A 26,737-nucleotide genomic window follows, 5' to 3' on the forward strand; every position below is an offset into this window, starting at 1 on the left:
CGGTAGCCGCGGCAGCCATGCCATGGCGGCCGCCTTACGGGAACGCGCCTGCGATGCGCAGCGGCGCGTTGTGACTGCGCATCCACCTAGATCTGGCAGGTCCCATGATTCTCAAATTCTTTGACCGCCTCGAGGAATGGCTGATCGTCTTCCTCATGGGAGCGGCAACGCTGCTGATTTTCGCTGCCGTGGCACACCGCTATGCCTCCGGCGTTCCGCTGCTGCAGGAATACCTGCTCCAGCTCGACATGAGCTGGGCTCAGGAGCTCTGCATCTACATGTTCGTCTGGATGGCGAAGTTTGGCGCCGCCTATGGCGTGCGCACGGGCATCCATGTGGGCGTCGACGTGCTGATCAACCGGTTTGACGATCGCCTGCGCGGTGGCTTCGTCGTGTTCGGGCTGCTGGCTGGCGCGCTGTTCACCGGCATCGTCGGCACCATGGGCGCGCGCTTCGTCTGGCAGATCGCGCATACCGACCAGGTGTCACCGGACCTCGAAGCGCCGATGTGGCTCGTCTATCTGGCCATTCCGTGCGGCTCGTACCTCATGTGCTTCCGCTTTCTGCAGGTGGCGTGGAATTTCATGCGTACCGGCAAGCTGCCGCATCACGACATCGCGCATGTCGATGGCGTGGACGAAGGTGCCGCGCATGACCTTCATCCCCTGAGTCACGAGGCACGGCAATGAACGCTTACATCATCTTTGGGCTGCTAATCCTGCTGATGATCACGGGCATGCCGATCTCGATCTCCCTCGGTCTCACGGTGCTGACGTATCTGTTCACCATGACCCACGTGCCGATCGAATCGGTGGCGCTCAAGCTGTTCACCGGGATCGAGAAGTTCGAGATCATGGCAATCCCGTTCTTCATCCTTGCGGGCAATTTTCTGACACACGGCGGGGTGGCGCGGCGCATGATTGCCTTTGCCACCTCCTTGATCGGTCACTGGCATGGCGGCCTCGGGCTCGCGGGCGTGGTCGCCTGCGCGCTGTTTGCCGCCATCTGCGGCTCGAGCCCGGCGACGGTTGTGGCCATCGGCTCGGTCGTGCTGCCGGCAATGGAGCAGCAGGGCTTTCCCCGCAAGTTCGGCGCCGGCGTGATCGCGACATCGGGGGCGCTCGGTATCCTGATGTTGCCCTCGATCGTCAAGGTTATCTATGCGGTTTCTACCAACACATCGATCGGAGCGTTATTCGTTGCGGGCGTGATACCGGGCCTGATCCTGACGGCCATGCTGGCCGTGACCACGTCGCACATTGCCAGGAAGAACGACTATCCGCGCATGCCCAGGGCAAACTGGGGCCAGCGCTTCGGGGCGTTCCGCGAGAGCATCTGGGGTTTGTTCCTCGTGGTCGTCGTGATCGGCGGCATCTATTCGGGCATCTTCACGGCGACCGAGGCGGCTGCCATGAGTGCGGTATATGCCTTCTTCGTCGCGGTGTTCGTCTACAAGGACATGAAACTCAAGGAGGTGCCGAAGGTTCTGCTCGCATCTGCGAACCTGAGTGCGATGATCCTGTACATCATCACCAACGCGGTATTGTTCTCGTTTTTGATGACCTCGGAGAACATTCCGCAGCAGATGGCGGAATGGCTCCTGCATATGGGGCTGGGACCGATCACCTTCCTGCTGATGGTCAACGTGCTGCTGCTGATTGCCGGCAACGTGATGGAACCGTCCTCGATCGTGCTGATCATGGCGCCGATCCTGTTTCCGGTGGCGATGCAGCTCGGCATCGACCCGATCCACTTTGGCATCGTGATCATCATCAATATGGAAGTGGGCCTGTGCCATCCGCCGGTGGGGCTCAATCTCTATGTCACTAGCGGCATCACGCGCATGGGAATTACCGAGCTGACGGTGGCCGTCTGGCCGTGGCTGCTGACGATGATCGCGTTCCTCGTGATGGCTACGTATATGCCGATCCTTTCGCTCTGGTTGCCCAGGGCGCTCGGCATGATGTGAGGATGGCCATGAAACTCCACGACCCTGGTTGCGACACCGTTCGCGAGGAACTGGATGTGCTGCGCGAGGTTCTGCAGCCCCCGGGCATGAAGATTCCGCTGCGAGACATCCTTGAACTCGGCTGCGGCACGGGCGACTTGACGTGCAAAATTGCAGATGCATGGCCGGGAGCACGGATTCGCGCTCTGGAGGTCGATCGTATCCAGCTTGGGCTTAACCAGACCCGCAACCGTCACGCCAATATACGCTACGAATTCGGGCCGGCGCAGGCCATTCCGTGTGAGCCGGAATCGTGCGACGTCGTGCTCATGTTCAAGTCGCTGCACCATGTTCCCCTCGATCTGCTCGACACGGCCCTCGACGAGATTCACCGGGTACTGCGCCCAGGCGGTGTCGCCTGGTTCGCGGAGCCTGTGTTCGCGGGCGATCTGAATGAGATCAGCAGGCTATTCCACGATGAGCAGGTGGTGCGACAAGCGGCATTCGATGCGCTCGTGCGCGCCGGCAACAGCGGTCAGTGGAAACAGACACGCGAGATCCACTATCTCGTGCCGGTGCGTTTCAGCGACTTTGCCGATTTCGAGCGCAAGGTGATGCGGGTCACACACAGCGATTTCGGATTGACCGATGCGGTGGTCGGTCGCGTACGGGAGGCATTCGAGCGCCATATGCGGGCGGACGGCGCGCATTTCGTGCGGCCGATGCGGGCTAATGTTTTCAGCAAGAGGGTGGACGGCGACCGATAGACTGCTGCTTCAGTCATGCTGAACCGGTATAGGTGGCATGGAGGATGCAGGGCACAGTGGATGGATGGCGGGTGAGCGCATGGGCAGGGCCGCGAACCGTGCATGCCCAGGCATGCATGGGGATGGCCATGCGAGGCCCCGGAAGCCGCTGACGTTGGGTCCGGTGAAGGGGCAGAGGTAGAAACGCGGGCTACGTTGCGTCGCTCAGTTGTTCGATCACCAGTGTCCTGATCCAGCGGTTCGCGTCATGCATGTCAAAATTCGCGTGCCAATGCACGGTGACGGTCACGCCGGGAATATCGACCGGCAGATCGTAGACCGCGAGTTTGCCGCCTGGGTTGAGCAACGGGACGGTGCTCCGCGGCAACGTCACGATCAGGTCCGTATGCGCGAGGATGTGGGGCACCACGGTGAAGTGCGGTACCTGAAGCGCAATCTGCCTGTGAATGTTTCGTTTCCGGAAACTGCCCTCGATCTGATGATGTCCGCTTTCGAGCGAGCCCACGAGCACGTGCGGTAACGTCAGGTATTGCTCGAGCGTGAGCGCACGCCGTGGCAGACCCCGACGGCGGCGCGTCATGCACACGTAGTCTTCGTGGAAAAGCGGCTGATGACGAGTCCGGCCAACCAGCGCCGGCAGATTGCCGAGCGCGAGATCGAGGCGTCCGACGCGCAACACGTCCTCAATCTGATCGAGCGGGATCGACTGAACATCTAGTCGCACATGAGGCGCGCATTCCGCCAGCGCCGCGTAGAGCGGCGGCAGGAACGCAAGCTCGCCGATATCCGACATGGCAATCCGGAACGCACGCGTGCTGGTCTTCGGGTTGAACGGGACCATCAATTGCAGCGCATGTTCGGCCGCGGTTACAGCGGCGCGCAGCGGCTCGCGCATTTCCAGCGCGGCCGAAGTGGGCTGCATCTCGTTGCCGTTACGCACGAACAGCGGGTCTTCGAGGATCGCGCGCAATCGGCCGAGCGCGTAGCTCACCGCGGGCTGGGACACCCCCAGCCGGATCGCCGCCAGCGTCAGGCTATGTTCTTCCAGAATGGCGTGAAAGACACGCAGCAGGTTCAAATCGATGCGGGTGGTGTCCACGCGTGAGTGCTCGTTAGCCGCCGATGCCAGCAGCCATCGTTCGGGGGCGATGGCTCCGGGCGCGCAGCGTGCGGGTCAATAAATAAACTTATTCAGCCACCGGATATTGATCGATTCGGCGAAATCGTACTTTATTCCTATACTCGCCTGACCTCAAACGATCACGCACGTGATGGTCGGGCGATCATTCGATCCCTTGACCGGCTGGCTGCAGTGCAGCGATGCCATGCATCGCGCGAAGTACCGGTTTGAATCGGACCCGCTGAATAAAGCTGAGGAGTCTTGCGCCATGTCCGCCGTTCCAGATCAATGCGTCTCGTTGCGCCTGCCGTCGCGTGTCACCGCTCGCGTGCTGCTCGTGTGCTGGCTCGCGATTCTGTTCGAGGGTTACGACGTTGGCGTGATGGGCGCGGTGCTGCCGGCGCTCGCCGAGTACAAAGCCTGGCATCTGAGCCCGGTCCAGTTGGGCGCGTTGGGCAGCTACGCATTGCTTGGGATGTTCTTCGGCGCTTTTCTGATCGGCACGCTGAGCGATCTGCTCGGCCGGCGTCGCATGCTGCTCATGTGCGCGACACTGTTCTCGCTGACGATGCTGGGCGCAGCCTGGGCACCGACGCCGGGCTGGTTCGGGGTGTTCCGCTTCATCGGTGGGCTCGGGCTCGGCGGTGTGATTCCGGTGGCTGCCGCGTTGACGATCGAATACTCGGCGCCGCATCGCCGCAACTTCAACTATGGGCTGATGTATTCGGGCTATTCGCTCGGTATTCTGTGCGCGGCCGCGGCGGCGATCCAGTTGCTGCCCGGGTTCGGCTGGCGCGGTGTGGTCGCGTGTGGGGCCGTGCCGCTCGTGCTGCTGTGGCCGATGGCGCGCGCGCTGCCTGAATCGCTCGAGTATCTGGTAAGCCAGGGGCGTCACGGGCAGGCGGCCGAACTAGCGGCACGCCTGGGCGTCGACGTGCCGGTCTTGCCGGCGCGTACGACCGGCGCGGACCACGGCAACTGGCGCGGAGTACTGGGCGAAGTGTTCGCGCGACGCCATCTGCGTGCGACGCTGTGCTTCTGGACTGCGTTGTTCTGCGGCCTTTTGCTGATCTACGGGCTCAATACGTGGCTGCCGACCATCATGCGCCGGAGCGGCTATGACCTTGGCTCAAGCCTGACGTTTCTGATCGTGTTCAGCTTCGCGTCGGCGCTCGGAGGGCTCCTGCTCGGCAAGGTCGCCGACCGCGCCGGTGTGCGCGCGACCGTTGGCGTGTTCTATCTGCTCGGCGCGCTCGCGGTGCTCGCGCTGATGTTCAGTCACGGTGTCGCGCTGAACTATCTGTTCGTCGCGCTGGCCGGAGTCGGCAGCATTTCGGCGTCGCTGATCCTGACGGGTCATCTGGCCGACTACTATCCTGGATCGGTGCGCGCCGCGGCCACCGGCTGGGCGCTGAGCTTTTCCCGGATCGGCGCGATGAGTGGACCGCTGCTCGGCGGCTACGTGGCGGCGAGCGGGCTCGGTGTCGGCTTCAATTTCGTCGTTTTTGCGCTGATCGGCCTGCTTGCAGCGGGCGCGGTCCTTCTTCTGCCAACGGCAAACGCGGAATAAGCAGGTATTTCGGCATCCATATCATCACGAGCGGCATCACGCGCATGGGCATTACCGACCTGACGGTGGCCGTCTGGCCGTGGCTGCTGACGATGATCGCGCTCCTTGTGATGGCTACGTATATGCCGATCCTTTCGCTCTGGTTGCCCAAGGCGCTCGGCATGATGTGAGGATGGTGAAACTCCACGACCCCGGTTGCGACACCGTTCGCGAGGAACTGGATGTGCTGCGCGAGGTTCCGTTTGTTTTCCGCAAGAGGGCGGACGGCGACCGATAGACTGCTTCTTGAGATTGGCGGTTCGCCAGATAACTAGTATTCCGAATCAAATTCTCATCTTTAAAATTCTATCGGAATATTTTTAGAGTGCTCTATTTGTCTCGAAATAAACGTATGGAAGGTTTCGGGATGGATCGGTTTCATGACGTCGACGAAATCTTGCGTACTGGCCCCACTCCGTTTTTTTGAGATGAAGGAGGGGCGATTGCCTGTAACATCGGATCCGGTTCAGCGTGGCCGAATGGTTCAGGAACTTCATCTGGTAGTGCGCGCTATCTCAAGGCGAGCCTCTTTCAAAACCTTGTCGACTCGATCATCGAACACGATCGAACGGCGACCCTTCGCAGGAGACACCAGTTGATACGACAACACTGTAGCGTTGTGGCTTTTGAAGATGTACTCGCTCATCTGTGCAACTCATGACCGCGCAGCTGCTGGCAGGATACGCGCCGTTCATCGCTGCGATCGGCGTGATGATCGCGATAGGTTTGCTGGAAGTCTTGACGTTATTGCTCGGCTTTAGCGCAAGTGAGCACGCAGGCAACATGCTGGTTCATCACTTCGATATCGATCATGGCGGTTGCGTGCAAACGGGCATTGCCGGACAGTTTCTCGGCTGGCTTCACGTGGGCCGCGTGCCATTTCTGGTTTTGATGGTGTTGCTGCTCACGGGCTTCTCGATTTCCGGCTTGATGCTGCAATCGGTCCTGCACTTGCTCTTTCATTTCATGCTGCCGCCATTCGTTGCGGCTATTTTCGCCTTTTCAATCGCGCTGTGTTTCGTCCGCAAAGTCGGCAAGCCGCTCGGCCGGTTAATGCCTCGGGAAGAAACAAGCGCGTTATCGGAAATCGATTTCATCGGCAGGCCGGTGCGTATCGTGACCGGCGAGGCTACGCAAGGCAATCCGGCCGAAGCGCGTTTCGTCGATGAATTCGGCCAGGCGCACTACCTGCGAGTCGAGCCGGACGATGGTAGTCATGTTTTTGTACGTGGCCAAACGGTGTTGATCGTTGCGCGCGTTTCCGCGTCGCTGTATCGCGCGATCAAAAGTCCGCGTCATGAGTGACGTGGACTGCGCTGCGGCAAGCGTCATGACGTTGTACGTCTGCCATCGCAGGTTCTTTACTTTGGGAGTTTAAAAAGGCAATGAATACGATTATGTTATGGGGAGCCGTCGGTTTTGCGATGGTGCTGGCGCTGTGTCTGATCGGTCTGATTTTTTCGCGGCTCTATGTGCGCGCATCGGCCGAGCGGGGGTTCGTGCGAACTGGCCTCGGCGGTCAGCGTGTCATCATGAGCGGCGGCGCGATAGTGTTACCGGTATTCCATGAAGTCATTCCCATCAACATGAACACGCTGAAGCTCGAAGTGAGCCGCGCGTCGCGTGACAGCCTGATCACCAAAGACCGCATGCGTGTGGACGTCGTGGTGGCGTTCTTTGTGCGCGTCAAGCCCACGTCGGAAGGCGTTTCGACGGCCGCGCAAACGCTCGGCCAGCGCACGCTCGCGCCGGAGAATCTGCGTGCGCTGGTGGACGACAAGTTCGTCGATGCCCTGCGCTCGACGGCCGCGCAAATGACGATGCAGGATCTCCAGGATGCGCGAGAAAAGTTCGTGCAAGGTGTGCAGAACACCGTGGCGGAAGACTTGACGAAGAATGGCCTGGAACTCGAAAGCGTGTCCCTCACTAACTTCAACCAGACATTGAAGGAGTTTTTCGATCCGAACAACGCATTCGATGCCGAAGGTCTCACGAAGCTCACGCAGGAAACGGAGCGTCGCCGCAAGGAGCGCAACGAAGTCGAGCAGGATACGGAAGTATCGGTGCGCGAGAAGAATCGTGACGCACTGGCGAAGCGGCTCGAAATCGAACAGCAGGAAGCCTTCATGAAGCTCGAGCAGGAGCAGCAGGTGAAGACGCGCACGGCGGAGCAAACCGCGCGCATCACCGCATTCGAGGCGCAACGTCATCAGGAGGCGGAGCAAAGCCGCATCGTCGCCGAGCGCCAGGTGCAGGAGTCGGAAATTGAGCGCGAGCAGGCGGTGCGATCGCGCAAGGTCGAAGCCGAGCGCGAAGTACGCGTGAAGGAGATCGATCAGTCGCGCGTGACGCAGATCGCAGAGCAGGAAAAGGCGATCATTATCGCGCAGAAATCGGAGGCGCAATCGCAGGCGCAGGCGCGTGCTAACGAGTCGCTGGCCGAGGCCGTGAAGGCCGAGCAGCTCGTCGAAACGACTCGCCGCACCGCCGAGGCCGATCGGGCCAAGCAGGTCGCGCTGATCGAAGCCGCGCAGGAAGCGGAAACCAACGCGGTACACATCACAACGAAGGCGCGCGCCGAACGAGAGGCCGCGCAGATGCAGGCCACTGCGATCGTCGAACTCGCGGAAGCGGAGCGCAAGAAGGGATTGGCGAACGCCGAGGCACAGCGCGCGCTGAACGACGCGATCAACACGCTGTCTTCGGATCAGACGAGCCTCAAGTTCAAGCTGGCCTTGCTCCAGGCACTGCCGGCGGTGATCCAGCAGACGGTCGAGCCAATGAAGGCGATTGAAGGCATCAAGATCATCCAGGTCGACGGCCTGAATCGTGGTGCCGTATCGATCGACGGTGTGTCAGGCACGGCAGGCAACAGCAATCTCGCCGAACAGGCCATGTCGGCGGCGCTCGCTTATCGCGCACATGCACCGCTCGTCGATTCGCTGCTCAAGGAAATCGGTTTGAACGGCACGTCGTTGCAGTCGATGGTGGCGGGTGTCGTGCCGGCCGAGATGGCACAGGTTGTTCCAGCCGCGCATGAACCGCTTCCCGCGGGCGACGGCGTGGCACGTTGAACCGCGCTTGCGCCAGATGCGCCGCATCATGCTGTAGCGCATCGGCGCAAGCGTGGCGAATCCGTGAGCGTCGAGGGACCTGTCCTGGAACGCGGCCATCTGATTGCACGGTCATTCCGTAACATAAACGTACGGACCAGGCGCCTTCGGCATAACGGTGAGCGCCTGCGGAACCTGATAGGCACCGTCGCGATAGCTGATTGAGACATCGCTTACCTCCCTCACGGTTTTCGTCTGCGGTCTGGATGTTTGTCCGCGCCAACAGCTATCGGCGGCCTTACCGTAATCCACGTGCACTGACTTCCCGGTGAGCTTTAGCGTCGCAAATCCCGCGGGAGCAATAGAGCCAACCGCGATGGTGCGTTTCATCTCATACTGCTGGCCTGCCGTACATTCTCCGTCGATCGGCGCCCGATCCCAATTCGCTTCGGATACATCTGTCACGAGGTGCTCAAGAACCGGACGCACGCGCTGCCCCTCCACCAGATAGATCGTGTGTACGAATGGCCGTTTCGATATTTTGCTGAAACATGGCAAGTAGTCCCTCTTCGAGACCGAGCGTATGGACTGTGTTGCCCCCATAGACCAGGCCCGCTTGCACGCCCTCGGCCACCGCGAAATCCTCCTCATCAAACACGGTGTCGTTGGTGTACCGGAAGCGTTTCTCCAAGGCCTTCTGTCCCGCCCCGCCCTCGAACCGTTCAGGCCGGTAGAGCATCTCGTGGGTCCAGAGCGTTCGATCCGGGGCCTCGGGATAGAAGAGGTTGATCGACACGTAGTCCGGGTGCATGATGAAGAAGGCGTGGGGAAAGAACGCGTAGTAGACCGAATCGACATCCAGGATGTCCCGCTTGGCACGCTCGCGCTTCATCCGCTCGGAAAACTGGGTGCGTGCCGCCACCAGACGAATATGGGGTCCCACTTCATCATGGACGATAACGCCTTGCCGGAATGCCTGGGAGAGGGTGTCGCGATGGAGGTAGGGGACGTGATACCCCTCCAGATAGGTCTTGATGAGCAGCTTCCAGTTGGCCTGCTTGATGACACGGGTTTTGCGGTACCGGGCGAGATCGTCGAGTTTAAAATAATCCAGATCGTCGCCCAGGGAACCCAGATAGCGATCCAGATCGATGTCCGCACCCGGCGTGGGGTGAATCCAGACGAGACCGGCACGTTCCACGACCGGGAGTTCGATCAGGGAGAACGCTCCCCGATCGAGGTCCGGGAAGTTGTAGGGCTTCGTGATCCCTTTGAGCCGTCCATCCAGCCCGTAGGACCAGCCATGAAACGGGCAGATGAAGGCCTTGAGGCAGGGTTCTCGACCGGAGACAAGGCGGGCGCCGCGATGACGGCATAGGTTGAGGAAGGCACGCAATGGCCCCTCATGGTCCCGGACGATCACATAGGGAAACTTTGCCCAATCGCTCAGCAGGTAGCTTCCTGGCTCCTGGAGGCGCGATGCATGGCCCACCAGCATCGGGTAACACCGGAATACGCTGGTCATTTCCTGTCGCAGCACGTCCGGGTGGGTGTGGAGGTTGACGGGTATGTGCTCAATCCGATCGAGCATGACCTGATCGCGTCCCTGCCGATGCTGGGCAAGCAGGGCATCGAGTGTCTGCCGCTGAATGTGGTGACGCATCGTCGTTCCCCTTCGGCCGAAACCCCTTAAGCTCGTTGCATGTCCTGGGCGGCCGGAACGACCGTTCCCTGGGCCAGGGCGCAGAGCTTTCGGGCTTGACCATCGATGGCATAAATGTCGCACTGGCAGACCACCATCCGTTTTCCGGTGCTACGTGCTTGCGCTATCGCGACGAGGCGAGCACCTATCGCCGGTCGCATGTAGTTGATTTTGAATTCCGCCGTCAGAGCGTTTCCGCCCATAGCCAGACCTCCGGCAAAGGTGATGGCGTTGTCGGCGAGATAACTGATCACGCCGCCGTGGACAAAACCATGCTGCTGTTTGTGGTGATCCCGTACCGTCAGCGCCAGTTCAGCGCTATCGCTGGAGGACGCCACCAATTCAGCACCGAGGAAGTGGCTGAAGGGCTGGGATTCGAAAATCCGGCGGGCAAATGCCTGCATATCGTCCATTGGCGATCTCCTCATCATCGGCGCCCTGTCACCCGCACGGCGTAGCAGGTTAGGTATGCAAAATGTCACATGCTATGGTAGTAGCTCCTGCTCGCTTTCATGTTCGGATTATTTGGCGAATGAAGACCGGTCCCGCGATTCGCCCCAGCATGCGGAGGCGAAAGCCGCGACAGTCGCGTGCACATCAGACCTCCTGGGCGCTTCAGGAGGCGTTTGTTCGGCTTTTGATGGAAAACGACTATGAAGCCATCACCATTCATAACATTGTCGATCTGGCGGGCACCGGTCTGGGTAGCTTTTACGACTATTTTGCCAACAAGGACGATCTGGCGAGAGTCTGCGTCCATCTACGTACCGAGGTGCTTTTGAAGACGCTGAAAGACGCGCCGGCCCTGGTGATCGACGCCGACGTGTCGCTCGAACGTGCCATCCAGGCGACGATCGATCGTCTGCTGACGGCGCACGCCGATCATCCAGCGCATTGGGGAGTGCATTATCTTTTGGAACGCCGATTCTCTGGCCTGTCGGCCTATGCACCGATGTACGAGCGCTTCGTGCTGGCATGGGAACGGATCCTTCAAGAGGCTCGGGCTGATCTGGCGGTGACGTCCAATGACGTCGCACGGACCTGTCAGACCATCGCCTATGGCCTGATCGCGCATGCTCATATCCGTCATCTTTCCGACACTCGTCATCCTTTGGATCAAGAGAGCCTGCGTCGCTCATTGAATTTGGCGCTCCTTGGCTATCTGAACAGCGTGAGCTGCGGGGCGAATAATTCCCATCGAAGGTGAGCGCGCGCACACCTGGGGTCACTGAGGTGACCACGTCGACGCTATATCCAGGGGGATAGGGCGTTTGACAAGGCGGGCGATGACGCGAGCCGGACGGCGCGCGGTGTCGGTTCGTCTCTTTCCTCGGGCCGGAGCACGGATGTTAGTGACCCAACGGTGGCATCGGCTTGACCCGAGGGCGAGCCATCAAGTGGGCAGCGCTTCGCTGCAAGGTTGACACCGTTGGTCTCGCTTGCCGTGGGCCACATTATTTAAATAGGATTGCGAATATTCAGATATGACAGATTATTCTGTCAGAATCTGCTGAAAGTGTTGCTTCCTCATCGCTCCGTACGACGACGCACAAAAGTTGATTGACGTCAGTCAATATTTTCGATGACATGCCGTCAATAAGAGTACCGCAGTCAAGCGGTCCCGGGAACTTATCGATCGGAGGGTTCGATGAAAACAAGGCATGGAAAGCAGGCATCGATGCGATACGCGCTGATGGGCGTTGCCGCGACGGCGACGTTGTGCATCAATGTAGCGGCATGGGCATGGTCCGATGGCGGGACGATTCGCTTTGTCGGCGCGGTCCTCGCGCCGACATTCGACATCGCGATGGGCAAGCGTCCTTCCGCTGCGCTGGCGACGATGGAGGGGCGTCAAGGCTACGACGCCGCCAATGGTGTCACCACGGTCGCCTATAGCAGTGCCCCGAACGCCGCGCCGCGTGCGGAAGTATCGGTTGTGGCTTCGAATGGTCCGGTTTCGGAGGCGGGCTCGGCCACGCGTCGCCGCATTCGGGTTGGCTTCACTGACGGATCCGGACGACGGGTTTCGCCAGATGCGGCGGGACGTTACCTCATTGGCGCCTCAGGCGGTGTACTCACGCTCGCGCAGAAGCTGTCGAAGGCCGAGCGCAACTCGTACGCCACCTTGGTAATGGACTATCGCTAAGCCAAACCGCGACTCGTTGTCCGGCGCCGATTCGGGGGGGCACGGCGAAGACAAGCGGTGCGGAAAATCCGTTCGGGGTACGAATGAAGTTGCGACCCGATCGTCCGTGCCGCTTGTACGCGCATCAGCGCAAGACCCGTCGGCGCCAGCACGTTCCGGCACAGGCGGTGCTATCCTTCGCACCGCCGCGGCTCGCGCTGCCGGCAAGGCTGGCGCGCGGTGCACCGATACGGCCTGCCCCGCCCGCCGCGAGCGTTCGTATCCATGTAACGAGACGTAACCGCACAGAAGCCGGGGCATTCTTGTGCATCAGTTCTTACAACTTTGAAATACGAAGCCTGCGAGCGCTGCGTTATATTGGCTTCAACAAAACATCAAACCCGAAAGGTGAGTCAATGAAGTTCCCACGTGTTGTTGCGATGCTGCTCGGGGGCATGGCTGTCGGCGCATCAAGTGCTGCCATGGCGGGCGTGAGCGTTGGAGTCAACATCGGTATTCCGGCCCCCGTTTATGTCGCGCCGCAACCGGTTTATGTGCCGCCGCCTCCGCCGCCCGTCGTCTATCAGCCCGCGCCGGTGTATGCCGCCCCGCCGGCGATCGTGATGGGCTGGCATGGGGACCGTTACTGGGACGGCCGCCGCTACTGGGACCGCGACGACTGGTATCGCCACCACGGCGGGTACGGCCGCGGTTATTACGATCATGGCCGTGGCCACTACGATCGCGACCACGGTGGCCCTCCGGGGCATTGGCACTGAGTTGCCAGTCGCGACGCACATCGCGGCACCGCCTCAAAAACAAAGCCGCCCAATCGGGCGGCTTTCGTTTGCCGATCGTTGCTCGGGCAACGAGGCGCGAGCAAGTGGCTGGCTTAGTCGAGGCCGGCCATGCCACCGACCACGGCGTTAAAGCCCGAGTCGACATGAACGATCTCCGCGGTCACGCCGCCGGCGAGGTCGGAGAGCAGGAACGCGGCGGTGTTGCCGACCTGCTCGATGGTCACGTTACGGTGCAGCGGGGCGTTCTGCTCGACGAAGTCGAGAATTTTGCCGAAGCTCTTGATGCCGCTTGCCGCAAGCGTCTTGATCGGGCCGGCCGAGATGCCGTTGACGCGCACACCCTTGCCGCCGAGAGAAACCGCGAGGTAACGCACGCTGGCCTCCAGCGAGGCCTTCGCGAGACCCATCGTGTTGTAGTTCGGGATGGCGCGTTCCGCACCGAGATAGGTGAGGGTGAGCAGCGACGCGTTGTCGGCGAGCATCGACTGCGCGGCCTTGGCGAGCGCCGGGAAACTGTATGCCGAAATGTCGTGCGCGATGCGGAAGTTCTCGCGCGTCATACCGTCGAGGAAGTCGCCGGCGATCGCCTCGCGGGGTGCGAAGCCGATCGAGTGGACGAGGCCGTCGAGCGTGCCCCAGTGCTGCTTGAGGTCGGCGAACAGCGCTTCGATCTGGGCGTCGTCGGCTACATCGCAGGGGAACACGAGGTCGCTGCCGAACTCCTGCGCGAACTCGGTGATGCGGTCCTTGAAGCGGTCGCCGACGTACGTGAATGCCAGTTCCGCGCCTTCGCGCTTGCACGCTTGTGCGATTCCGTATGCGATCGAACGGTTCGAAAGCAGGCCGGTCAACAGGATGCGTTTGCCAGCGAGGAAGCCCATGAATTCTCCTAAATCAGATCATTGCCCAGGCGCCTCCTGGAGTGGCGCCGCGTGGTTTGGGTAGAATTCTCTCACAACTGACAAGGCACCCCGGACAAATACCGATCTATGAGGACAGGAACGCGAGGCAGGGCGGCGCTCGACGCGCTTGGGGCAACGGTTCCTGCGGGGCGGCTCGCGCCTGGCAAGAGGCTGGCGGCGGCGTGCGTGGCGCTCGTGTTCGGGCTGTCGGCGATGCCGTCCGCGCACGCGGTCCACGCCATAGCGCAGTATGGCGAGCCCAAGTATGCGCAAGGATTCGCGCATTTCGACTACGTCAATCCGGATGCGCCCAAGGGCGGCACGCTCGTGCTCGCCAATCCCGATCGCCTCACGAGCTTCGACAAGTTCAACCCGTTCACGCTGCGCGGCAATGCGGCGCCGGGGCTCGGCATGCTGTTCGAAAGCCTCACGACGGGCAGCCTCGACGAAGTGGCGTCCGCCTACGGCCTGCTCGCCGACGATATCCGGATCGCGCCCGACGCGCTTTCGGTGACGTTCCACATCAATCCGAAGGCGCGCTTCTCGAACGGCGACCCCGTGACGGCCGAAGACGTGAAGTTTTCGCTGGAGACGCTCAAGAGCCGTCAGGCCGCGCCCTCCATGCAGGCGTATTTCAGCGAGATCACGCGTGCGGTGGTCGTCGATCCCTCGACCATCCGCTTCGAGTTCCGTACCAACAACCGCGAGCTGCCGCTCATCGCGGGCGGCATGCCGGTGTTCTCGCACAAGTGGGGCCTGCGCCCGGACGGCAGCCGCATTGCCTTCGATCAGCTCGCGTTCGAGCAGCCGATCGGCAGCGGCCCGTATGTGATCGACCACTATTCGAACGGGCGCACGATCACCTACAAGCTGGATCCTAACTACTGGGGCAAGGATTTGCCCGTGCGCGTGGGCACCCACAACTTCGAGCGCGTGACGTTCAAGCTCTATTCGGACGACGTGGCGCGCCTCGAGGCCTTCAAGGCGGGCGAGTACGATGCGCTCGTCGAATATGTCGCGCGTAACTGGGTGCGGCGCGATGTCGGCAAGCGTTTCGACAGCGGCGAGCTCATCAAGCGCGAGTTCCCGCACCACAACGGCACCGGCATGCAGGGCTTCGTCCTGAACCTGCGCAAGCCCGCGTTTCAGGACGTGCGCGTGCGCCGCGCGCTCGATCTCGCGCTCGATTTCCAGTGGCTCAACCGGATGCTGTTTTATAGCCAGTACCGTCGCATCGACAGCTGGTTCGCGAACACGCAGTTGCAGGCGAAGGGCCTGCCGTCGCCGGGCGAGCTCGCGTTGCTCGAGCCGTGGCGCCATGTGCTCGATCCCGCCGTGTTCGGGCCGCCGCCCGTCCAGCCCGACACGAGCCCGCCCGGTTCGCTGCGCGCGAACCTGCTCAAGGCGCGCGCGCTGCTTGCCGAGGCCGGCTGGACCTATCGCGACGGGGCGCTGCGCAACGAGAAGGGCGAGCCGTTCACGTTCGAAGTGCTCGACGACACGAGCGCGTCGGCCCAGTGGGCGCCGATCATGGCGCAGTACACCCAGGCCCTCGCGCGCCTCGGCATTCGCGTGAACTATCGCTCGGTCGATTTCGCGCTCTACCAGAAGCGGCTCGATGCCTTCGAGTTCGACATGACGACCATCAAGTTCCCCGACGTGCAGGTGCCCGGCGCGGAGCAGGTCGACCGTTTCGGCAGCAAGGCCGCCGACGAGCCGGGCTCGGGCAATCTGCTCGGCCTGAAGTCGCCGGCAGTCGATGCGATCCTCAAGGCGCTCACGCAGGCGCAGACGCTCCGGCAGCTGCTCGACGCCACCCATGCCCTCGACCGGGTGCTGATGCACGGCTACTATGTGGTGCCGCAGTGGTACAGCGCGACGCACCGCGTGGCCTACAAGAACACGCTGGCGTATCCGGCGAAGCTGCCGCTGTACTATGGCGCGAACGACTGGATCATCTCGACGTGGTGGTTCAAGCCGCAGCCCGGGCCGCAAGCGGCCCGTCATTGACAACGGACACGACGGAAGCAACGAATATGTGGAGCTACATCGTCAAACGCCTGCTGCTGATGATCCCGACGCTGCTCGGCGTGCTCACGCTGACCTTCGGCGTGATCCAGTTCGTGCCGGGCGGCCCCGTCGAGCAGGCGGTGCGCGAGTTGCGGCGGGGCGCGGAGCAGGGCATGCCGTTCGGCATGCGCGCGCATTCCGGTGTCGACGCGCAGCAGGTCGCACAACTCAAGCAGCTCTATGGTTTCGACAAGCCGCCGCTCGAACGCTACTTCCTGATGCTCGGGCGCTTCGCGCGCCTCGACCTCGGGCAGAGCTATTTCCACCACCAGAGCGTGTGGTCGCTCATCATCTCGAAGCTGCCGGTGTCGATCAGCATCGGCTTGTGGACCTTCTTTCTCACCTACCTGATATCGGTGCCGTTGGGCATCGCCAAGGCGGTGCGCAACGGCTCGCGCTTCGATCTCGTGACGAGCCTCGTCGTGCTCGTCGGTTATGCGATTCCAGGCTTCGTGCTGGGCGTTCTGCTGCTCGTGCTGTTCGGCGGCGGCTCGTTCCTGCAGCTCTTCCCGCTGCGCAATCTCACGTCCGACAACTGGGACACGCTTTCGCTCGGCGGCAAGATCCTCGACTATCTCTGGCACATCACGTTGCCGGTGACCGCCTCGGTGGTGGGGAGTTTCGCCGTCACGACCATGCTGACCAAGAATGCCTTTCTCGAAGAGATCCGCCGCCAGTACGTGCTGACCGCGCGCGCGAAGGGTCTCTCGGAGCGCACCGTGCTCTGGAAGCACGTGTTTCGCAACGCCTTGCTGCCGCTCGTGGTCGGCTTTCCGTCGGCGTTCATCGGCGCATTTTTCACAGGTAGCCTGCTGATCGAGACGCTCTTTTCGCTGGACGGCCTCGGGCTGCTCTCGTACGAATCCGTCGTACGGCGCGACTATCCGGTCGTGCTCGGCACGCTGTATCTCTTCACGTTGATCGGACTCCTGACCAATCTGATCTCCGATCTCTGTTACGTGTGGGTCGATCCCCGCATCCAATTCGAACACCTGGAGCGCTGAGTTGAACCGAGTCCGTGCCGGCGCAGAGCCCGAGTTGCGCACCGAGTCTGTGCGCGCCTTCAAATCGCCCACGCCCGCACGGCGGGTGTGGCTGCGCTTCAGGCAGCAGCGGCTCGGCTACTGGAGCCTCATCGTCTTCGTCGTGGCGTTCGCGGCCAGCCTCGCGGCGCCGCTCTGGAGCAACGACAAGCCGCTCGTCGTGCGCTACGACGGTCATCTGTACTTCCCCCTCTTCAAGGAGTATCCGGAGACGACGTTCGGCGGCGACTTTCCTGCGCCTGCCGACTATCTCGATCCCTACATCCGCCACCGTTTCGACGCACCCGGCAACTTCGCGATCTATCCGCCCAATCCGTACTACTACGACACGCTCAATTACTTTTCGAAGGTGCCGAATCCCGCGCCACCGTCGCGGCAGAACTGGCTCGGCACCGACGCGAGCGGACGCGACCTGTTCGCGCGGCTGTTGTACGGCTTTCGCGTATCCGTGGAATTCGGGCTGGTGCTGACGGCGATCGGCACGATCATCGGCATTCTGGCGGGGGCGGTGCAGGGTTACTTCGGCGGCAAGGTCGATATTCTCGGGCAGCGCCTGATCGAGATCTGGAGCTCGATGCCGGAGCTTTATCTGCTCATCATCTTCGCCGCGATATTCGAGCCGGGCTTCATCCTGCTCATCGTCCTGTTGTCGCTCTTTGGCTGGATCGGGCTCGCGAGCTACGTGCGCGCCGAATTCCTGCGCAACCGCAACCAGGACTACGTGCTCGCCGCGCGCGCGATGGGGCTTTCGAACTGGCAGATCATCTGGCGTCACGTGCTGCCCAACAGTCTCACGCCGGTCATCACGTTCCTGCCGTTTCGCATGAGCGGCGCGATTCTCGCGCTCACGAGCCTCGATTTCCTCGGTCTTGGCGTGCCTCCGCCCACGCCGAGCCTCGGCGAGTTGCTCGCGCAGGGCAAGGGCAATCTCGACGCATGGTGGATCTCGATGTCGACGTTTGGCGTGCTCGTCGTCACGTTGCTGTTGCTCACGTTCATGGGCGACGCGCTGCGCAACGCCCTCGACACGCGCATCTCCGACGCCATGAAAGCCGGAGGCAATCAGTGAGCGCCCAGCCGGAAAACATTGCCGCGCCGCTCTTGTCGATCGACCATCTGAGCGTGCGCTTTGGCGAGACCCTCGCCGTCGACGACGTCACGCTCGCGATCGGGCGAGGCGAGCGCGTGGCGCTCGTCGGCGAATCGGGTTCGGGCAAGACCGTGACCGCGCTCGCCGTTCTGCGCCTGTTGCAGGATGCGCAGGTCAGCGGAACGATCCGTCTCGACGGTAACGATCTGCTCGCGAAGAGCGAGCGCGCGATGCGCGGCCTGCGCGGCAGCGATATTGCGATGATCTTCCAGGAGCCGATGACGGCGCTCAATCCGCTCTATACGATTGGCGAGCAGATCGCGGAAACCATCATGCTGCACGATGGCGTCCCGAAAAAGGAGGCCTACGAGCAGGCGGTGGGGCTGCTCGAGCGTACCGGCATTGCCGAAGCGCGGCGGCGCGTCTCGAACTATCCGCACCAGCTTTCGGGTGGCCAGCGCCAGCGCGTGATGATCGCGATGGCGCTCGCGTGCCGCCCGCGCCTGTTGCTCGCCGACGAGCCGACCACGGCGCTCGACGTGACGATCCGCGGCCAGATCGTCGATCTCCTGCTCGAACTGCAACGCGAGGAGGCACAGCGGCGCGGCATGTCGGTGCTGCTCATCACCCACGACCTCAATCTCGTGCGCCGCTTCGCGCAGCGCGTGGCCGTGATGGAGAAGGGCAGGCTCGTCGAGTCGGGCAGCGTCGAGCAGATTTTCGAGGCGCCGCAGCACTCGTACACGCAGCGGCTCATCGCGAGCCGGCCAGAGCGCAACGTGCTGCCCGTGCTGCCGATCGCGCCGGTACTGCTGCAGGCGAAGGACGTGATCGTCGACTTTTCAACCAGACTGCCCGGTTTTCGCGGATGGTGGCGCAAGGGGCGCTATCGCGCGGTGAACGACGCGAGCATCTCGGTGCGCCAGGGCGAGACGCTCGGGATCGTCGGAGAATCGGGCTCGGGCAAAACGACGCTCGCCATGGCCCTCTTGGGGTTGCAGCGCACGGCGGGCGGTGTGGTCGAGTTCCAGGGACGCCCGATCGCGAGTTATCAGGGGCGCGACAAGCTGTCGTTGCGCTCGCATCTGCAGGTTGTCTTTCAGGATCCGTTCAGTTCGCTTTCGCCGCGACAGACCATCGAGCGCATCGTGGGAGAAGGGCTCGCGCTGCATCGGCCCGATCTTTCCGGCGACGAGCGGCGCAAGCGCATCGTGGGCGTACTGCGTGAAGTCGGCCTCGATCGCACGGCTTTGCAACGCTACCCGCATGAGTTCTCGGGCGGCCAGCGCCAGCGCATTGCCATCGCGCGCACGCTGGTGCTCGAGCCGCGCGTGATCGTACTGGACGAGCCGACCAGCGCCCTCGACGTCTCGATCCAGCAGCAGGTACTGCGATTGCTCACAGATCTGCAGCGCAAGTACAACCTCGGCTACGTCTTCATCAGCCACGACCTGGCGGTGATCGGCGCGATGGCGCACCGGGTCGTGGTGATGCAGAGCGGGGCCATTGTCGAGGCGGGTGAGATCTCGAGCATCTTTGACAAGCCGTCCCATCCTTACACGCAAAAGTTGTTGAAAGCCGCCTTCATGCGGTGACCTTCGACGAAACTTTAGGGTTCCACGTTGTGAAATTCGTCAATGAAGTGAATATCGCGATTGAATTTTTCTATTTGTTTTGACACACAAATACTTACTGGCTAGTATCGTCCAAACTTTTCCACTAACTCCCTGATTTACGGGCAATTTCTACCGACCAATGCAGCACCGATACCTGACCCAGGCTTGCACGCGCGCCGTCGCCGGGATGTTCATCGGCGTACTGATGGCCGCAGCTACCGGCGCGTTCGCCGACGAAGTAAGCAGCTTCAACCAGAATGCCTCCTTTTCGCCGAGCAATTCGGCGAATCCGCAGTCCATCCCTGCTGTTCAGAACGCACTCCAGAATGCCAACCAGGCGACCCCGGCGGCGGCTCCTGCCCCGACCGAAGGCGGCGCCAAGGCGTTCCTTTCCGGCATGGCCGGCAAGGCCGGCGACGTCGTTGTGGGCGCGCTCAACATGATCGGTGTGCGTTACCGCTGGGGCGGCAGCACGCCCGACTCCGGCCTCGACTGCAGCGGCTTCGTGCGCTACGTGTTCCAGGACACGCTCGGCATGTCGCTGCCGCGGCGCGCCGAGGAAATGAGCCGCGTGGGCGAGAAGGTCAGCATGAGCAACCTGAAGCCGGGCGACCTCGTGTTCTTCAATACGATGCGTCGCACGTTCTCGCACGTCGGCATTTACATCGGCGACAACAAGTTCGTGCATTCGCCGTCTACGGGCAGCACGATCCGTGTCGACGACCTCGACGACGGTTACTGGGAAAAGCGTTTCACGGGCGCCCGCCGAGTCGAAACGTCGTTCACGCCGGACCAGCAGCGAAGCCTCAAGCGCGTGAGCGCGCAGTTCGACGGCAACGGCGGCAACTGAGCGGCGACTGAGCGCGCGGTTATCGCAAAGTCGTAGCGCACACGCAGCGAACCAAAAGCCTGCTTCGAAAGAAGCAGGCTTTTGGTGTTTGTACGCCTGCCAAAGGCCGCTGCGGCCTGACGCTCAGGCCGCCACGCGCGCCGCGGCGAGCTTGCGCTCGAGTTCCGGCATGACGCGTGCCGCGGCTTCCTCGCCCGCGAGGATCGCCGCGTTGCGCTGAGTGAAGTCGCTGCTCGACATCGCATTGAGATTCGGGCGGATCACGACATCGGCGTACTTGTCGAGCTCGTAGGTCTTGATCGTCTGGCCCATGATCGTGAAGGTTTGCATGAGCACGTCGAACTGGCTCAGTGTCGAGGCCGATTCCGGGCGCGCCGAGATGTCGACGGCGATCACGAAATCGGCACCCATCCTGCGCGCGAAGGAGGCAGGCACCGGGCTCACGAGGCCGCCGTCCACGTATTCACGGCCTGCGATCTTCACCGGCTCGAAGAGCGACGGGATGCTGCACGACGCGCGCACCGCGATACCCGTGTTGCCGCGCTGGAAGAAGATGGGCTGCCCCGTGCGCAGGTCGGTGGCGACGACGCCAAGCGGCTTCGCCATCTTTTCGATGGGGCGATCGCGCAGTGTCGTGTTCAGGTAGTTCTGCAGCGCGACGCCCTGCAAGAGGCCGCGCGTGCGAAACGGCATGGCCCAGTCGCTGATCGAGGCTTCGTCCATCGTCAGGGCGAGCTTGTTGAGCGCGAAACCATTCATGCCCGACGCGTACAGGGCTGCCACGACCGAGCCCGCGCTCGTGCCGACCACGAAGTCGATCTGCACGTTACGCGCTTCCAGCGCCTTGATCACGCCGATGTGCGCGAAGCCGCGTGCCGCGCCGCCGCCAAGCGCGAGTCCCACGCGAACCGGGCGCGCAGGCCTGGCCGCGGACGGCGTGGGCGTGGTGGCGGCAGGCGGCGTGACGCTGGCGGTCTGCGTGCCCGCGGTCGAGCACGCGGCGAGGACGGTGGAGGCGGCCGCTAGCGAAAAGTGGCGGCGGCTCCGCGAGGGGGATGACGACTTCAAGAAAGTTCTCCATGCGGCCCGCGTTCGTGTTCCACGAAGGAACGGCGCGATGCCCGGGTCTGCTCGCGTGCGCTCGAGTGTCTGTTGTTTGCGCGCGCGACGCCGCATCGTGGTGGTGGCGCGACGACATCATAAGGCAAAGCGCGGCGGGTTTAGCGAGCGTGCATGTAACGCGATGTGTCGGCATATGACAACGCGCACCCCGGTGGGCGCGGTCCGCGAGCGCGACGACCCGCGCATGGGCAAACACGGCACGCAGGGCACGCGCGGGGCTTCACCCCGGGCCGAAGCAGTCTGCGGCGGGTATAATCCGGACTCGAATTTTCCCGGATTCCCGTTCGCGCGCGTGCCTGCGTGTCCCGGCGCTCCGCGCTGCTGGCGCGAGTCGAACGCGCTGTGCTCCCCGCCGCGAACCCCAGTCGTCCGCCGCCGTTGCTGCTTTTACCGCCAGCGCCGGGTGCCGGACGGCATCGCTTTCGAGTAATCGCCCATGACCACCTCTGTCGTCCGTACCCGCTTCGCGCCGAGCCCGACCGGCTTCATTCACCTCGGCAACATCCGCTCCGCGCTTTATCCGTGGGCGTTCGCGCGCCACAACAAGGGCGTCTTCGTGCTGCGGATCGAAGACACCGATCTCGAGCGCTCGACGTCGGAATCGGTCGACGCGATTCTCGAAGGCATGGAATGGCTCGGCCTGAACTTCGACGAAGGCCCCTTCTATCAAATGCAGCGCATGGACCGTTATCGCGAAGTGCTCAAAGAGATGCAGGAGCAGGGCCTCGTCTACCCGTGCTACATGTCGACCGAAGAGCTCGACGCGCTGCGCGAGCGCCAGCGCGCCGCCGGCGAGAAGCCGCGCTACGACGGCACGTGGCGCCCCGAGCCGGGCAAGGTGCTGCCCACGCCGCCCGGGGGCGTGCAGCCGGTGCTGCGTTTCCGTAACCCGCTCACTGGCGTGGTGGCGTGGGACGACGCCGTGAAGGGCCGCGTCGAGATCTCGAACGAGGAGCTCGATGACCTCGTGATCGCTCGCCCGGACGGCACGCCGACCTACAACTTCTGCGTGGTCGTGGACGACCTCGACATGAAGATCACACACGTGATTCGCGGCGACGACCACGTGAACAACACGCCGCGCCAGATCAACATCCTGCGTGCGCTAGGCGCCGAGCCGCCTGTCTACGCGCACCTGCCGACCGTGCTCAACGAGCAGGGCGAGAAGATGAGCAAGCGTCACGGCGCGATGAGCGTGATGGGCTATCGGGATGCCGGCTATCTGCCGGAAGCGGTGCTCAACTATCTCGCGCGTCTGGGTTGGTCGCACGGCGATGCCGAAGTGTTCACACGCGAGCAGTTCGTCGAATGGTTCGACCTCGAGCATCTCGGCAAGTCGCCCGCGCAGTACGATCACAACAAGCTCAACTGGCTCAACAACCACTACTTGAAGGAAGTGGACAACGCGCGCCTCGCCGAGCTGTCGAAGCCGTTCTTCGCCGCGCTGGGCGTGGACGAAGCCGCGCTCGCGAAGGGGCCGTCGCTCGAAGGCGTGGTCGCGCTCTTCAAGGACCGTGCGAACACGATCAAGGAGATTGCCGAAAGCGCGATGATGTTCTACCGCGAGCCGCAGCCGGAAGCCGAAGCGCTCGCGCAGCACCTGACCGATGCAGCGCGCACGGCGCTCGCCGATCTGGCCGCTGCGCTCAAGAGTGCGGAATGGACGAAGGAGGGCGTCTCGGCCGCACTGAAGGCGACGCTCGCCACGCACAAGCTCAAAATGCCGCAGCTCGCGATGCCGGCCCGTCTGCTCGTGGCGGGCACGACGCATACGCCGTCTGTCGATGCGGTGCTCGTGCTGTTCGGACGCGAAGCGGTGGTGAGCCGCATCGAGAAGGGCATTTCGGCGGCGGTGTAAATTTTTGAAGAATTTTTTGCCCGGACCCTAGCGCCCGGGCAACAGTTCTTGTAGTATTCGGGCTCCGTTGAATACGGAGCGCGAGATCGCTGCAAACAAGCGGCAAATCTCACGCAAAGAGCCGCAGAATCGGGCAAGGATGTTTCGTGGAAACATCGGCGCGCTGCAAAAAACGATCCAAAAGCTCTTGACTAAAGCGAAATTGATGTTTAAAATCTCGCTTCTGTTCTGCAAGGGGGTATAGCTCAGCTGGGAGAGCGCTTGCATGGCATGCAAGAGGTCAGCGGTTCGATCCCGCTTACCTCCACCAAAAGAACAGGCAGTAACTGTAGCAAAGGCATAGTCTGCAAAGATCATGTCCCCTTCGTCTAGAGGCCTAGGACATCACCCTTTCACGGTGAGTACAGGGGTTCGAATCCCCTAGGGGACGCCAGACATGAGCGTCGTCGATGAGATCGGCGAAGCATCAGGTGGAAATCAGCCGACATCCATCTGTTTGTGTCGAACTGGAGCGGTAGTTCAGTCGGTTAGAATACCGGCCTGTCACGCCGGGGGTCGCGGGTTCGAGTCCCGTCCGCTCCGCCAGATCGAGCCCGTTCAGAAATTGTGAGCGGGCTTTTTAGTTAAAGTGACGATTACAGGCGCAAGCCCGTGTTGTCCCCTTCGTCTAGAGGCCTAGGACATCACCCTTTCACGGTGAGTACAGGGGTTCGAATCCCCTAGGGGACGCCAAATCAAAATGCGGCGCCAAGGTAGTGAGGCGACGCCGCCAGCGGGAATCGACCGACGCCCGCCGGTGGAGCAGCAAGCTGGAGCGGTAGTTCAGTCGGTTAGAATACCGGCCTGTCACGCCGGGGGTCGCGGGTTCGAGTCCCGTCCGCTCCGCCAGAATGAAGCCCGTTGGATACGTCCAACGGGCTTTTTCTTTTTCCGCAGACTTTTCGCGTAGTTCGGTCTCGTCTTTACCCCGTTTATCGTTTTCCTTGAGCGTACGGACAATCTGCGATTGCCGCCGGCAGCGCGTTATCGTAGCGTTGTCGAAACCTGTTTCCCCGCTTGCCGACATGTTCGCACCGAACGACATTGCGTCGCAGTTTCAGCTGCGCCGCGCCACCATGGACGATTTCGAGTTCGCCGAGACGCTCACGCGCAACAACATGGGTGGCTACTATCTGCGGCATCACCTTGTCTGGCGCGGCGACCTCTTTCTGGCGAGCTATCGCGAGTCCGAAAACTTCATCCTCGAACTCGATGGCGAGGCCATCGGCGTGCTGCGCGTGACGCAGGAGGGCGACTCGCTGCATATCCGCGATGTGCAGATCGCGGAAGGTTATCGCGGCAATGGCGCCGGTACGTTCCTGCTCGACATCTCGCACCGGTGGGCCCGCGAGCGCGGCCTGCGCGAATTGCAGCTTCGTGTGTTCGTCGATAACCCGGCCGCGCGTCTCTATTTGCGCATGGGCTATCGGGTCGCAGGGCCGCGCCTTGCGCGCCTCGGCTCGATCCGCCATATGACGCGGCTGGTGTGAGCGCGTACGCAACGACCCGCTAGCGCGACTCAACGCGGGGCATCGCGCGCAGCAGCGACATAATCTTCGGATTCATCCTCATCGCGATCGCCCGTGCCGCGCGCGATAAAGGCGCGCGGGCTCTCGCCGAAGGCACGCCGGAACATCGCCGAAAACGCGCTCTGGCTCTGATAGCCGAGTTCCCGCGCCACGGCGGCCATGGGGCGTCCCTGATTGAGCAGCGGGATCGCGCGCGCGAGGATCGCCTGCTGGCGCCACTGCGAAAAGCTCACCCCAAGCTCCTGACGAAAGAGCCGTGCGATCGTGCGCGTGCTCGCGCCCACGTGCGCGGCCCAGTACTCGAGCGAGCCGGGTCCGGCGGGATCGGCGAGCAGCGCTTCACACAGCGCGCGCAGGCGCTTTTCCTCGGGCATGGGCACGGCTAGCGGCAACGGCGCCGAGCGCGTGATCTCGTCGAGCGCCAGCGTGCCGAGCAGCCGCTCGCGCGCGGGGGGGATGGCGCGCTCGTCGAGTGCCGCGATCGTCTCGCGCAGCAGCCCGGAGACTTCCACCACGCGACACGCGTCGATGCCAGGCGGGATCACCGTTTCGTCCACGTACAGCGTGCGCAGGAACGCGTCCTCGACAATCACCACTTCGTGCGTCACGCGAGGCGGCACCCAGATCGCGCGCGAGGGCGGCACCATCCACGTCGTGCCAGGTGTCGCCACGCGCAGCACGCCGCGCGACGAGTAGGCGAGCTGCGCCCATGCATGCGAGTGCTGCGCGATGTAGACGCCGGCCGGCATGGGCCGCGAGCGCACGCGGATGGGATGCGTGGGCGTGGGCGCGACCTCGGGCGGGATATCGATGACCTCGGCAGTGGGCGGCACAGGGTTGGGCACGTGTTCGGGCGATTCGTGGGGCATGGCGTGCAGGCGACGCAGATGAGAGGCGGCGGGTTTCGCGGCTGTGGCGCAGCCATTGTAGACGCCTCGGGATCGGCGGTTCGGCCCGTGCGCACTATCGCCGGGCATAATGTCGGCGAATCGATAGCGTGCTCGTCTGCAGCGAGCCGCCCTGAAGGAGAGAACAGCCATGAAATACGTGTTCGTCTACGGCACGCTGCGCGCGGGCGAAATCAACGACATCAACCTGGCAGCGGATCGCCATGCCATTGCGCGCCCGCGGCACCTCGGTCGGGCGACCGTCGCCGGGCGGCTCTTCGACTTCGGCAGCTATCCGGGGATGGTCGCCGCGCCGGCGCATGCGCAATCGTCGGTGGTCGGCGACGTCTATGAAATCGACGATGCGCTGCTCCCCGTACTCGACGAAATCGAGCAGGTCTATCCCGGCCTAGACGGGCTCTTCGTTTCCAGCGAAGTGGATGTCGAGATGCGGGGCGATCGCGTCGCTTGTCTCTACTATCCGGTCGCGCCTGCCGCCATCGCGGGACGCCCCGAAATCGCCGGCGGCGACTGGGTCGCGTACCGGCGCACGCGCTGACCGCTCAGCAGGAAAAGACCGCGTGAAAACTCGAAGGCCCGGCGGACT

25 protein-coding genes, 5 tRNA genes and 2 pseudogenes are annotated in these 26,737 nt (G+C 62.6%); 24 read left to right on the forward strand and 8 right to left on the reverse strand.

The features are described 5' to 3' along the window. The first annotated feature begins 104 nt into the window (after positions 1–104). The 3 genes from VSR34_RS31365 to VSR34_RS31375 are packed head-to-tail and all read left to right on the forward strand — an operon-like array spanning position 105 to position 2,715. Positions 105–689 (forward strand): TRAP transporter small permease, encoded by a 585-nt coding sequence (locus VSR34_RS31365; RefSeq protein ID WP_342964444.1) that lies wholly within the window; start codon positions 105–107, stop codon positions 687–689. Beyond that, complete coding sequence (locus VSR34_RS31370) at positions 686–1,969, forward strand: TRAP transporter large permease subunit (RefSeq protein WP_342964445.1); 1,284 nt, start codon at positions 686–688, stop codon at positions 1,967–1,969. Before VSR34_RS31365 ends, VSR34_RS31370 begins: the two co-directional genes overlap by 4 nt. A gap of 8 nt (positions 1,970–1,977) precedes the next feature. Next, positions 1,978–2,715: a class I SAM-dependent methyltransferase gene (locus tag VSR34_RS31375; protein WP_342964446.1), complete on the forward strand. Its 738-nt coding sequence runs from the start codon at positions 1,978–1,980 to the stop codon at positions 2,713–2,715. Between the two features lie 190 nt (positions 2,716–2,905). Here the strand turns inward: VSR34_RS31375 and VSR34_RS31380 are convergent, their stop codons facing one another. Further along, entirely contained in the window at positions 2,906–3,814 is a 909-nt protein-coding gene (locus VSR34_RS31380) for a LysR family transcriptional regulator (RefSeq protein WP_028212206.1), read from the reverse strand. Between the two features lie 289 nt (positions 3,815–4,103). On the opposite strand from VSR34_RS31380, the gene VSR34_RS31385 reads away from it, so the two are divergent. Further along, positions 4,104–5,405, forward strand: coding sequence for an MFS transporter (locus VSR34_RS31385; RefSeq protein ID WP_342964447.1), 1,302 nt, complete (start codon positions 4,104–4,106; stop codon positions 5,403–5,405). A gap of 23 nt (positions 5,406–5,428) precedes the next feature. After that, positions 5,429–5,575: pseudogene (locus VSR34_RS31390) on the forward strand (C4-dicarboxylate ABC transporter permease); the annotation flags it as partial. Positions 5,576–5,929: 354 nt separating this feature from the next. On the opposite strand, the pseudogene VSR34_RS31395 reads toward VSR34_RS31390, so the two are convergent. After that, positions 5,930–6,090 (reverse strand): annotated as a pseudogene (locus VSR34_RS31395) (IS200/IS605 family transposase); the annotation flags it as partial. Between the two features lie 11 nt (positions 6,091–6,101). Between VSR34_RS31395 and VSR34_RS31400 the strand changes: the two are divergent. Beyond that, positions 6,102–6,749, forward strand: a complete 648-nt coding sequence (locus tag VSR34_RS31400) for a YqiJ family protein (protein ID WP_342964448.1) — start codon at positions 6,102–6,104, stop codon at positions 6,747–6,749. 80 nt (positions 6,750–6,829) lie between these two features. Further along, positions 6,830–8,518, forward strand: a complete 1,689-nt coding sequence (locus VSR34_RS31405; protein ID WP_342964449.1) for a flotillin family protein — start codon at positions 6,830–6,832, stop codon at positions 8,516–8,518. A gap of 111 nt (positions 8,519–8,629) precedes the next feature. On the opposite strand, the gene VSR34_RS31410 is transcribed toward VSR34_RS31405, so the two are convergent. Then, positions 8,630–8,887 (reverse strand): hypothetical protein, encoded by a 258-nt coding sequence (locus VSR34_RS31410; protein WP_155836830.1) that lies wholly within the window; start codon positions 8,885–8,887, stop codon positions 8,630–8,632. An 82-nt stretch (positions 8,888–8,969) separates the two neighbouring features. Next, positions 8,970–9,995 carry an aromatic ring-hydroxylating dioxygenase subunit alpha gene (locus tag VSR34_RS31415; RefSeq protein WP_342964450.1) on the reverse strand — a complete coding sequence of 342 codons (1,026 nt, stop codon included), beginning with the start codon at positions 9,993–9,995 and terminating at the stop codon, positions 8,970–8,972. Here VSR34_RS31415 and VSR34_RS31420 point away from each other — a divergent pair. Further along, positions 9,981–10,190 carry a hypothetical protein gene (locus tag VSR34_RS31420; protein ID WP_342964451.1) on the forward strand — a complete coding sequence of 70 codons (210 nt, stop codon included), beginning with the start codon at positions 9,981–9,983 and terminating at the stop codon, positions 10,188–10,190. The genes VSR34_RS31415 and VSR34_RS31420 overlap by 15 nt on opposite strands. Here VSR34_RS31420 and VSR34_RS31425 read toward each other — a convergent pair. Next, entirely contained in the window at positions 10,187–10,612 is a 426-nt protein-coding gene (locus VSR34_RS31425; RefSeq protein ID WP_154671215.1) for a PaaI family thioesterase, read from the reverse strand. The genes VSR34_RS31420 and VSR34_RS31425 overlap by 4 nt on opposite strands. Before the next feature lie 119 nt (positions 10,613–10,731). Here VSR34_RS31425 and VSR34_RS31430 point away from each other — a divergent pair, with 119 nt between their 5' ends. The 3 genes from VSR34_RS31430 to VSR34_RS31440 all read left to right on the forward strand — a co-directional run bounded on the left by VSR34_RS31430 (position 10,732) and on the right by VSR34_RS31440 (position 13,103). Further along, on the forward strand, positions 10,732–11,406 hold the full coding sequence (locus VSR34_RS31430) for a TetR/AcrR family transcriptional regulator (protein ID WP_342964452.1): 675 nt from the start codon (positions 10,732–10,734) through the stop codon (positions 11,404–11,406). 441 nt (positions 11,407–11,847) lie between these two features. Then, positions 11,848–12,345 (forward strand): hypothetical protein, encoded by a 498-nt coding sequence (locus VSR34_RS31435; RefSeq protein WP_154671214.1) that lies wholly within the window; start codon positions 11,848–11,850, stop codon positions 12,343–12,345. Between the two features lie 395 nt (positions 12,346–12,740). After that, positions 12,741–13,103, forward strand: coding sequence for a hypothetical protein (locus VSR34_RS31440; protein WP_342964453.1), 363 nt, complete (start codon positions 12,741–12,743; stop codon positions 13,101–13,103). Between the two features lie 113 nt (positions 13,104–13,216). Here VSR34_RS31440 and fabI read toward each other — a convergent pair whose 3' ends face one another. Continuing rightward, positions 13,217–14,005 carry an enoyl-ACP reductase FabI gene (gene fabI / locus VSR34_RS31445; RefSeq protein ID WP_028211371.1) on the reverse strand — a complete coding sequence of 263 codons (789 nt, stop codon included), beginning with the start codon at positions 14,003–14,005 and terminating at the stop codon, positions 13,217–13,219. Between the two features lie 234 nt (positions 14,006–14,239). On the opposite strand from fabI, the gene VSR34_RS31450 reads away from it, so the two are divergent. The 5 genes from VSR34_RS31450 (at position 14,240) to VSR34_RS31470 (ending at position 20,695) form a co-directional block, all read left to right on the forward strand. Continuing rightward, positions 14,240–16,036, forward strand: a complete 1,797-nt coding sequence (locus tag VSR34_RS31450) for an extracellular solute-binding protein (RefSeq protein ID WP_342964457.1) — start codon at positions 14,240–14,242, stop codon at positions 16,034–16,036. Between the two features lie 26 nt (positions 16,037–16,062). After that, positions 16,063–17,100, forward strand: coding sequence for an ABC transporter permease subunit (locus VSR34_RS31455; RefSeq protein WP_028211373.1), 1,038 nt, complete (start codon positions 16,063–16,065; stop codon positions 17,098–17,100). 34 nt (positions 17,101–17,134) lie between these two features. Further along, a complete protein-coding gene (locus tag VSR34_RS31460; RefSeq protein WP_238327763.1) occupies positions 17,135–18,208 on the forward strand; it encodes an ABC transporter permease in 1,074 nt (357 codons plus the stop codon). Then, positions 18,205–19,824 (forward strand): dipeptide ABC transporter ATP-binding protein, encoded by a 1,620-nt coding sequence (locus VSR34_RS31465; protein WP_028211375.1) that lies wholly within the window; start codon positions 18,205–18,207, stop codon positions 19,822–19,824. Before VSR34_RS31460 ends, VSR34_RS31465 begins: the two co-directional genes overlap by 4 nt. A 160-nt stretch (positions 19,825–19,984) precedes the next feature. Further along, the gene (locus VSR34_RS31470) at positions 19,985–20,695 is read left to right on the forward strand and encodes a C40 family peptidase (RefSeq protein WP_028211376.1); all 711 of its coding nucleotides are present in this window, start codon (positions 19,985–19,987) and stop codon (positions 20,693–20,695) included. A gap of 123 nt (positions 20,696–20,818) precedes the next feature. Here the strand turns inward: VSR34_RS31470 and VSR34_RS31475 are convergent, their stop codons facing one another. Beyond that, positions 20,819–21,763 carry a patatin-like phospholipase family protein gene (locus tag VSR34_RS31475; protein WP_342964454.1) on the reverse strand — a complete coding sequence of 315 codons (945 nt, stop codon included), beginning with the start codon at positions 21,761–21,763 and terminating at the stop codon, positions 20,819–20,821. A gap of 490 nt (positions 21,764–22,253) precedes the next feature. On the opposite strand from VSR34_RS31475, the gene gltX reads away from it, so the two are divergent. The 7 genes from gltX (at position 22,254) to VSR34_RS31510 (ending at position 25,204) form a co-directional block, all read left to right on the forward strand. Continuing rightward, positions 22,254–23,675 carry a glutamate--tRNA ligase gene (gene gltX, locus VSR34_RS31480; protein ID WP_342964455.1) on the forward strand — a complete coding sequence of 474 codons (1,422 nt, stop codon included), beginning with the start codon at positions 22,254–22,256 and terminating at the stop codon, positions 23,673–23,675. Between the two features lie 234 nt (positions 23,676–23,909). Then, positions 23,910–23,985, forward strand: a tRNA-Ala gene (locus VSR34_RS31485). A gap of 47 nt (positions 23,986–24,032) precedes the next feature. Then, positions 24,033–24,108, forward strand: a tRNA-Glu gene (locus VSR34_RS31490). Between the two features lie 75 nt (positions 24,109–24,183). Further along, positions 24,184–24,260: transfer RNA gene (locus VSR34_RS31495), tRNA-Asp, on the forward strand. A gap of 71 nt (positions 24,261–24,331) precedes the next feature. Next, a tRNA-Glu gene (locus tag VSR34_RS31500) sits at positions 24,332–24,407 on the forward strand. Between the two features lie 79 nt (positions 24,408–24,486). Then, a tRNA-Asp gene (locus VSR34_RS31505) sits at positions 24,487–24,563 on the forward strand. 176 nt (positions 24,564–24,739) lie between these two features. Then, positions 24,740–25,204 (forward strand): GNAT family N-acetyltransferase, encoded by a 465-nt coding sequence (locus tag VSR34_RS31510; RefSeq protein ID WP_028211379.1) that lies wholly within the window; start codon positions 24,740–24,742, stop codon positions 25,202–25,204. 29 nt (positions 25,205–25,233) lie between these two features. Here VSR34_RS31510 and VSR34_RS31515 read toward each other — a convergent pair whose 3' ends face one another. Beyond that, entirely contained in the window at positions 25,234–26,112 is an 879-nt protein-coding gene (locus tag VSR34_RS31515) for a helix-turn-helix transcriptional regulator (protein ID WP_042292035.1), read from the reverse strand. A gap of 169 nt (positions 26,113–26,281) precedes the next feature. Here VSR34_RS31515 and VSR34_RS31520 point away from each other — a divergent pair, with 169 nt between their 5' ends. Continuing rightward, positions 26,282–26,689: a gamma-glutamylcyclotransferase family protein gene (locus VSR34_RS31520; protein WP_028211381.1), complete on the forward strand. Its 408-nt coding sequence runs from the start codon at positions 26,282–26,284 to the stop codon at positions 26,687–26,689. The last annotated feature ends 48 nt before the right edge of the window (positions 26,690–26,737 follow it).

It is taken from the genome of Paraburkholderia sp. JHI2823, assembly GCF_038900695.1.
GTDB classification, from domain to species: Bacteria; Pseudomonadota; Gammaproteobacteria; order Burkholderiales; family Burkholderiaceae; genus Paraburkholderia; species Paraburkholderia mimosarum.

Bases quoted from the DNA above. Each gene is read 5' to 3' on its own strand.
- VSR34_RS31510 (WP_028211379.1), top strand. From the start codon at position 24,740: ATGTTCGCACCGAACGACATTGCGTCGCAGTTTCAGCTGCGCCGCGCC.
- VSR34_RS31520 (WP_028211381.1), top strand. From the start codon at position 26,282: ATGAAATACGTGTTCGTCTACGGCACGCTGCGCGCGGGCGAAATCAAC.
- VSR34_RS31450 (WP_342964457.1), top strand. From the start codon at position 14,240: ATGCCGTCCGCGCACGCGGTCCACGCCATAGCGCAGTATGGCGAGCCC.
- VSR34_RS31430 (WP_342964452.1), top strand. From the start codon at position 10,732: ATGAAGACCGGTCCCGCGATTCGCCCCAGCATGCGGAGGCGAAAGCCG.
- VSR34_RS31425 (WP_154671215.1), bottom strand. From the start codon at position 10,612: ATGGACGATATGCAGGCATTTGCCCGCCGGATTTTCGAATCCCAGCCC.
- VSR34_RS31435 (WP_154671214.1), top strand. From the start codon at position 11,848: ATGAAAACAAGGCATGGAAAGCAGGCATCGATGCGATACGCGCTGATG.
- VSR34_RS31385 (WP_342964447.1), top strand. From the start codon at position 4,104: ATGTCCGCCGTTCCAGATCAATGCGTCTCGTTGCGCCTGCCGTCGCGT.
- VSR34_RS31515 (WP_042292035.1), bottom strand. From the start codon at position 26,112: ATGCCCCACGAATCGCCCGAACACGTGCCCAACCCTGTGCCGCCCACT.
- gltX (WP_342964455.1), top strand. From the start codon at position 22,254: ATGACCACCTCTGTCGTCCGTACCCGCTTCGCGCCGAGCCCGACCGGC.
- VSR34_RS31400 (WP_342964448.1), top strand. From the start codon at position 6,102: ATGACCGCGCAGCTGCTGGCAGGATACGCGCCGTTCATCGCTGCGATC.
- VSR34_RS31365 (WP_342964444.1), top strand. From the start codon at position 105: ATGATTCTCAAATTCTTTGACCGCCTCGAGGAATGGCTGATCGTCTTC.
- VSR34_RS31405 (WP_342964449.1), top strand. From the start codon at position 6,830: ATGAATACGATTATGTTATGGGGAGCCGTCGGTTTTGCGATGGTGCTG.
- VSR34_RS31375 (WP_342964446.1), top strand. From the start codon at position 1,978: ATGAAACTCCACGACCCTGGTTGCGACACCGTTCGCGAGGAACTGGAT.
- VSR34_RS31440 (WP_342964453.1), top strand. From the start codon at position 12,741: ATGAAGTTCCCACGTGTTGTTGCGATGCTGCTCGGGGGCATGGCTGTC.
- VSR34_RS31420 (WP_342964451.1), top strand. From the start codon at position 9,981: ATGGCCCACCAGCATCGGGTAACACCGGAATACGCTGGTCATTTCCTG.
- VSR34_RS31415 (WP_342964450.1), bottom strand. From the start codon at position 9,995: ATGCTGGTGGGCCATGCATCGCGCCTCCAGGAGCCAGGAAGCTACCTG.
- fabI (WP_028211371.1), bottom strand. From the start codon at position 14,005: ATGGGCTTCCTCGCTGGCAAACGCATCCTGTTGACCGGCCTGCTTTCG.
- VSR34_RS31410 (WP_155836830.1), bottom strand. From the start codon at position 8,887: ATGAAACGCACCATCGCGGTTGGCTCTATTGCTCCCGCGGGATTTGCG.
- VSR34_RS31470 (WP_028211376.1), top strand. From the start codon at position 19,985: ATGCAGCACCGATACCTGACCCAGGCTTGCACGCGCGCCGTCGCCGGG.
- VSR34_RS31370 (WP_342964445.1), top strand. From the start codon at position 686: ATGAACGCTTACATCATCTTTGGGCTGCTAATCCTGCTGATGATCACG.
- VSR34_RS31455 (WP_028211373.1), top strand. From the start codon at position 16,063: ATGTGGAGCTACATCGTCAAACGCCTGCTGCTGATGATCCCGACGCTG.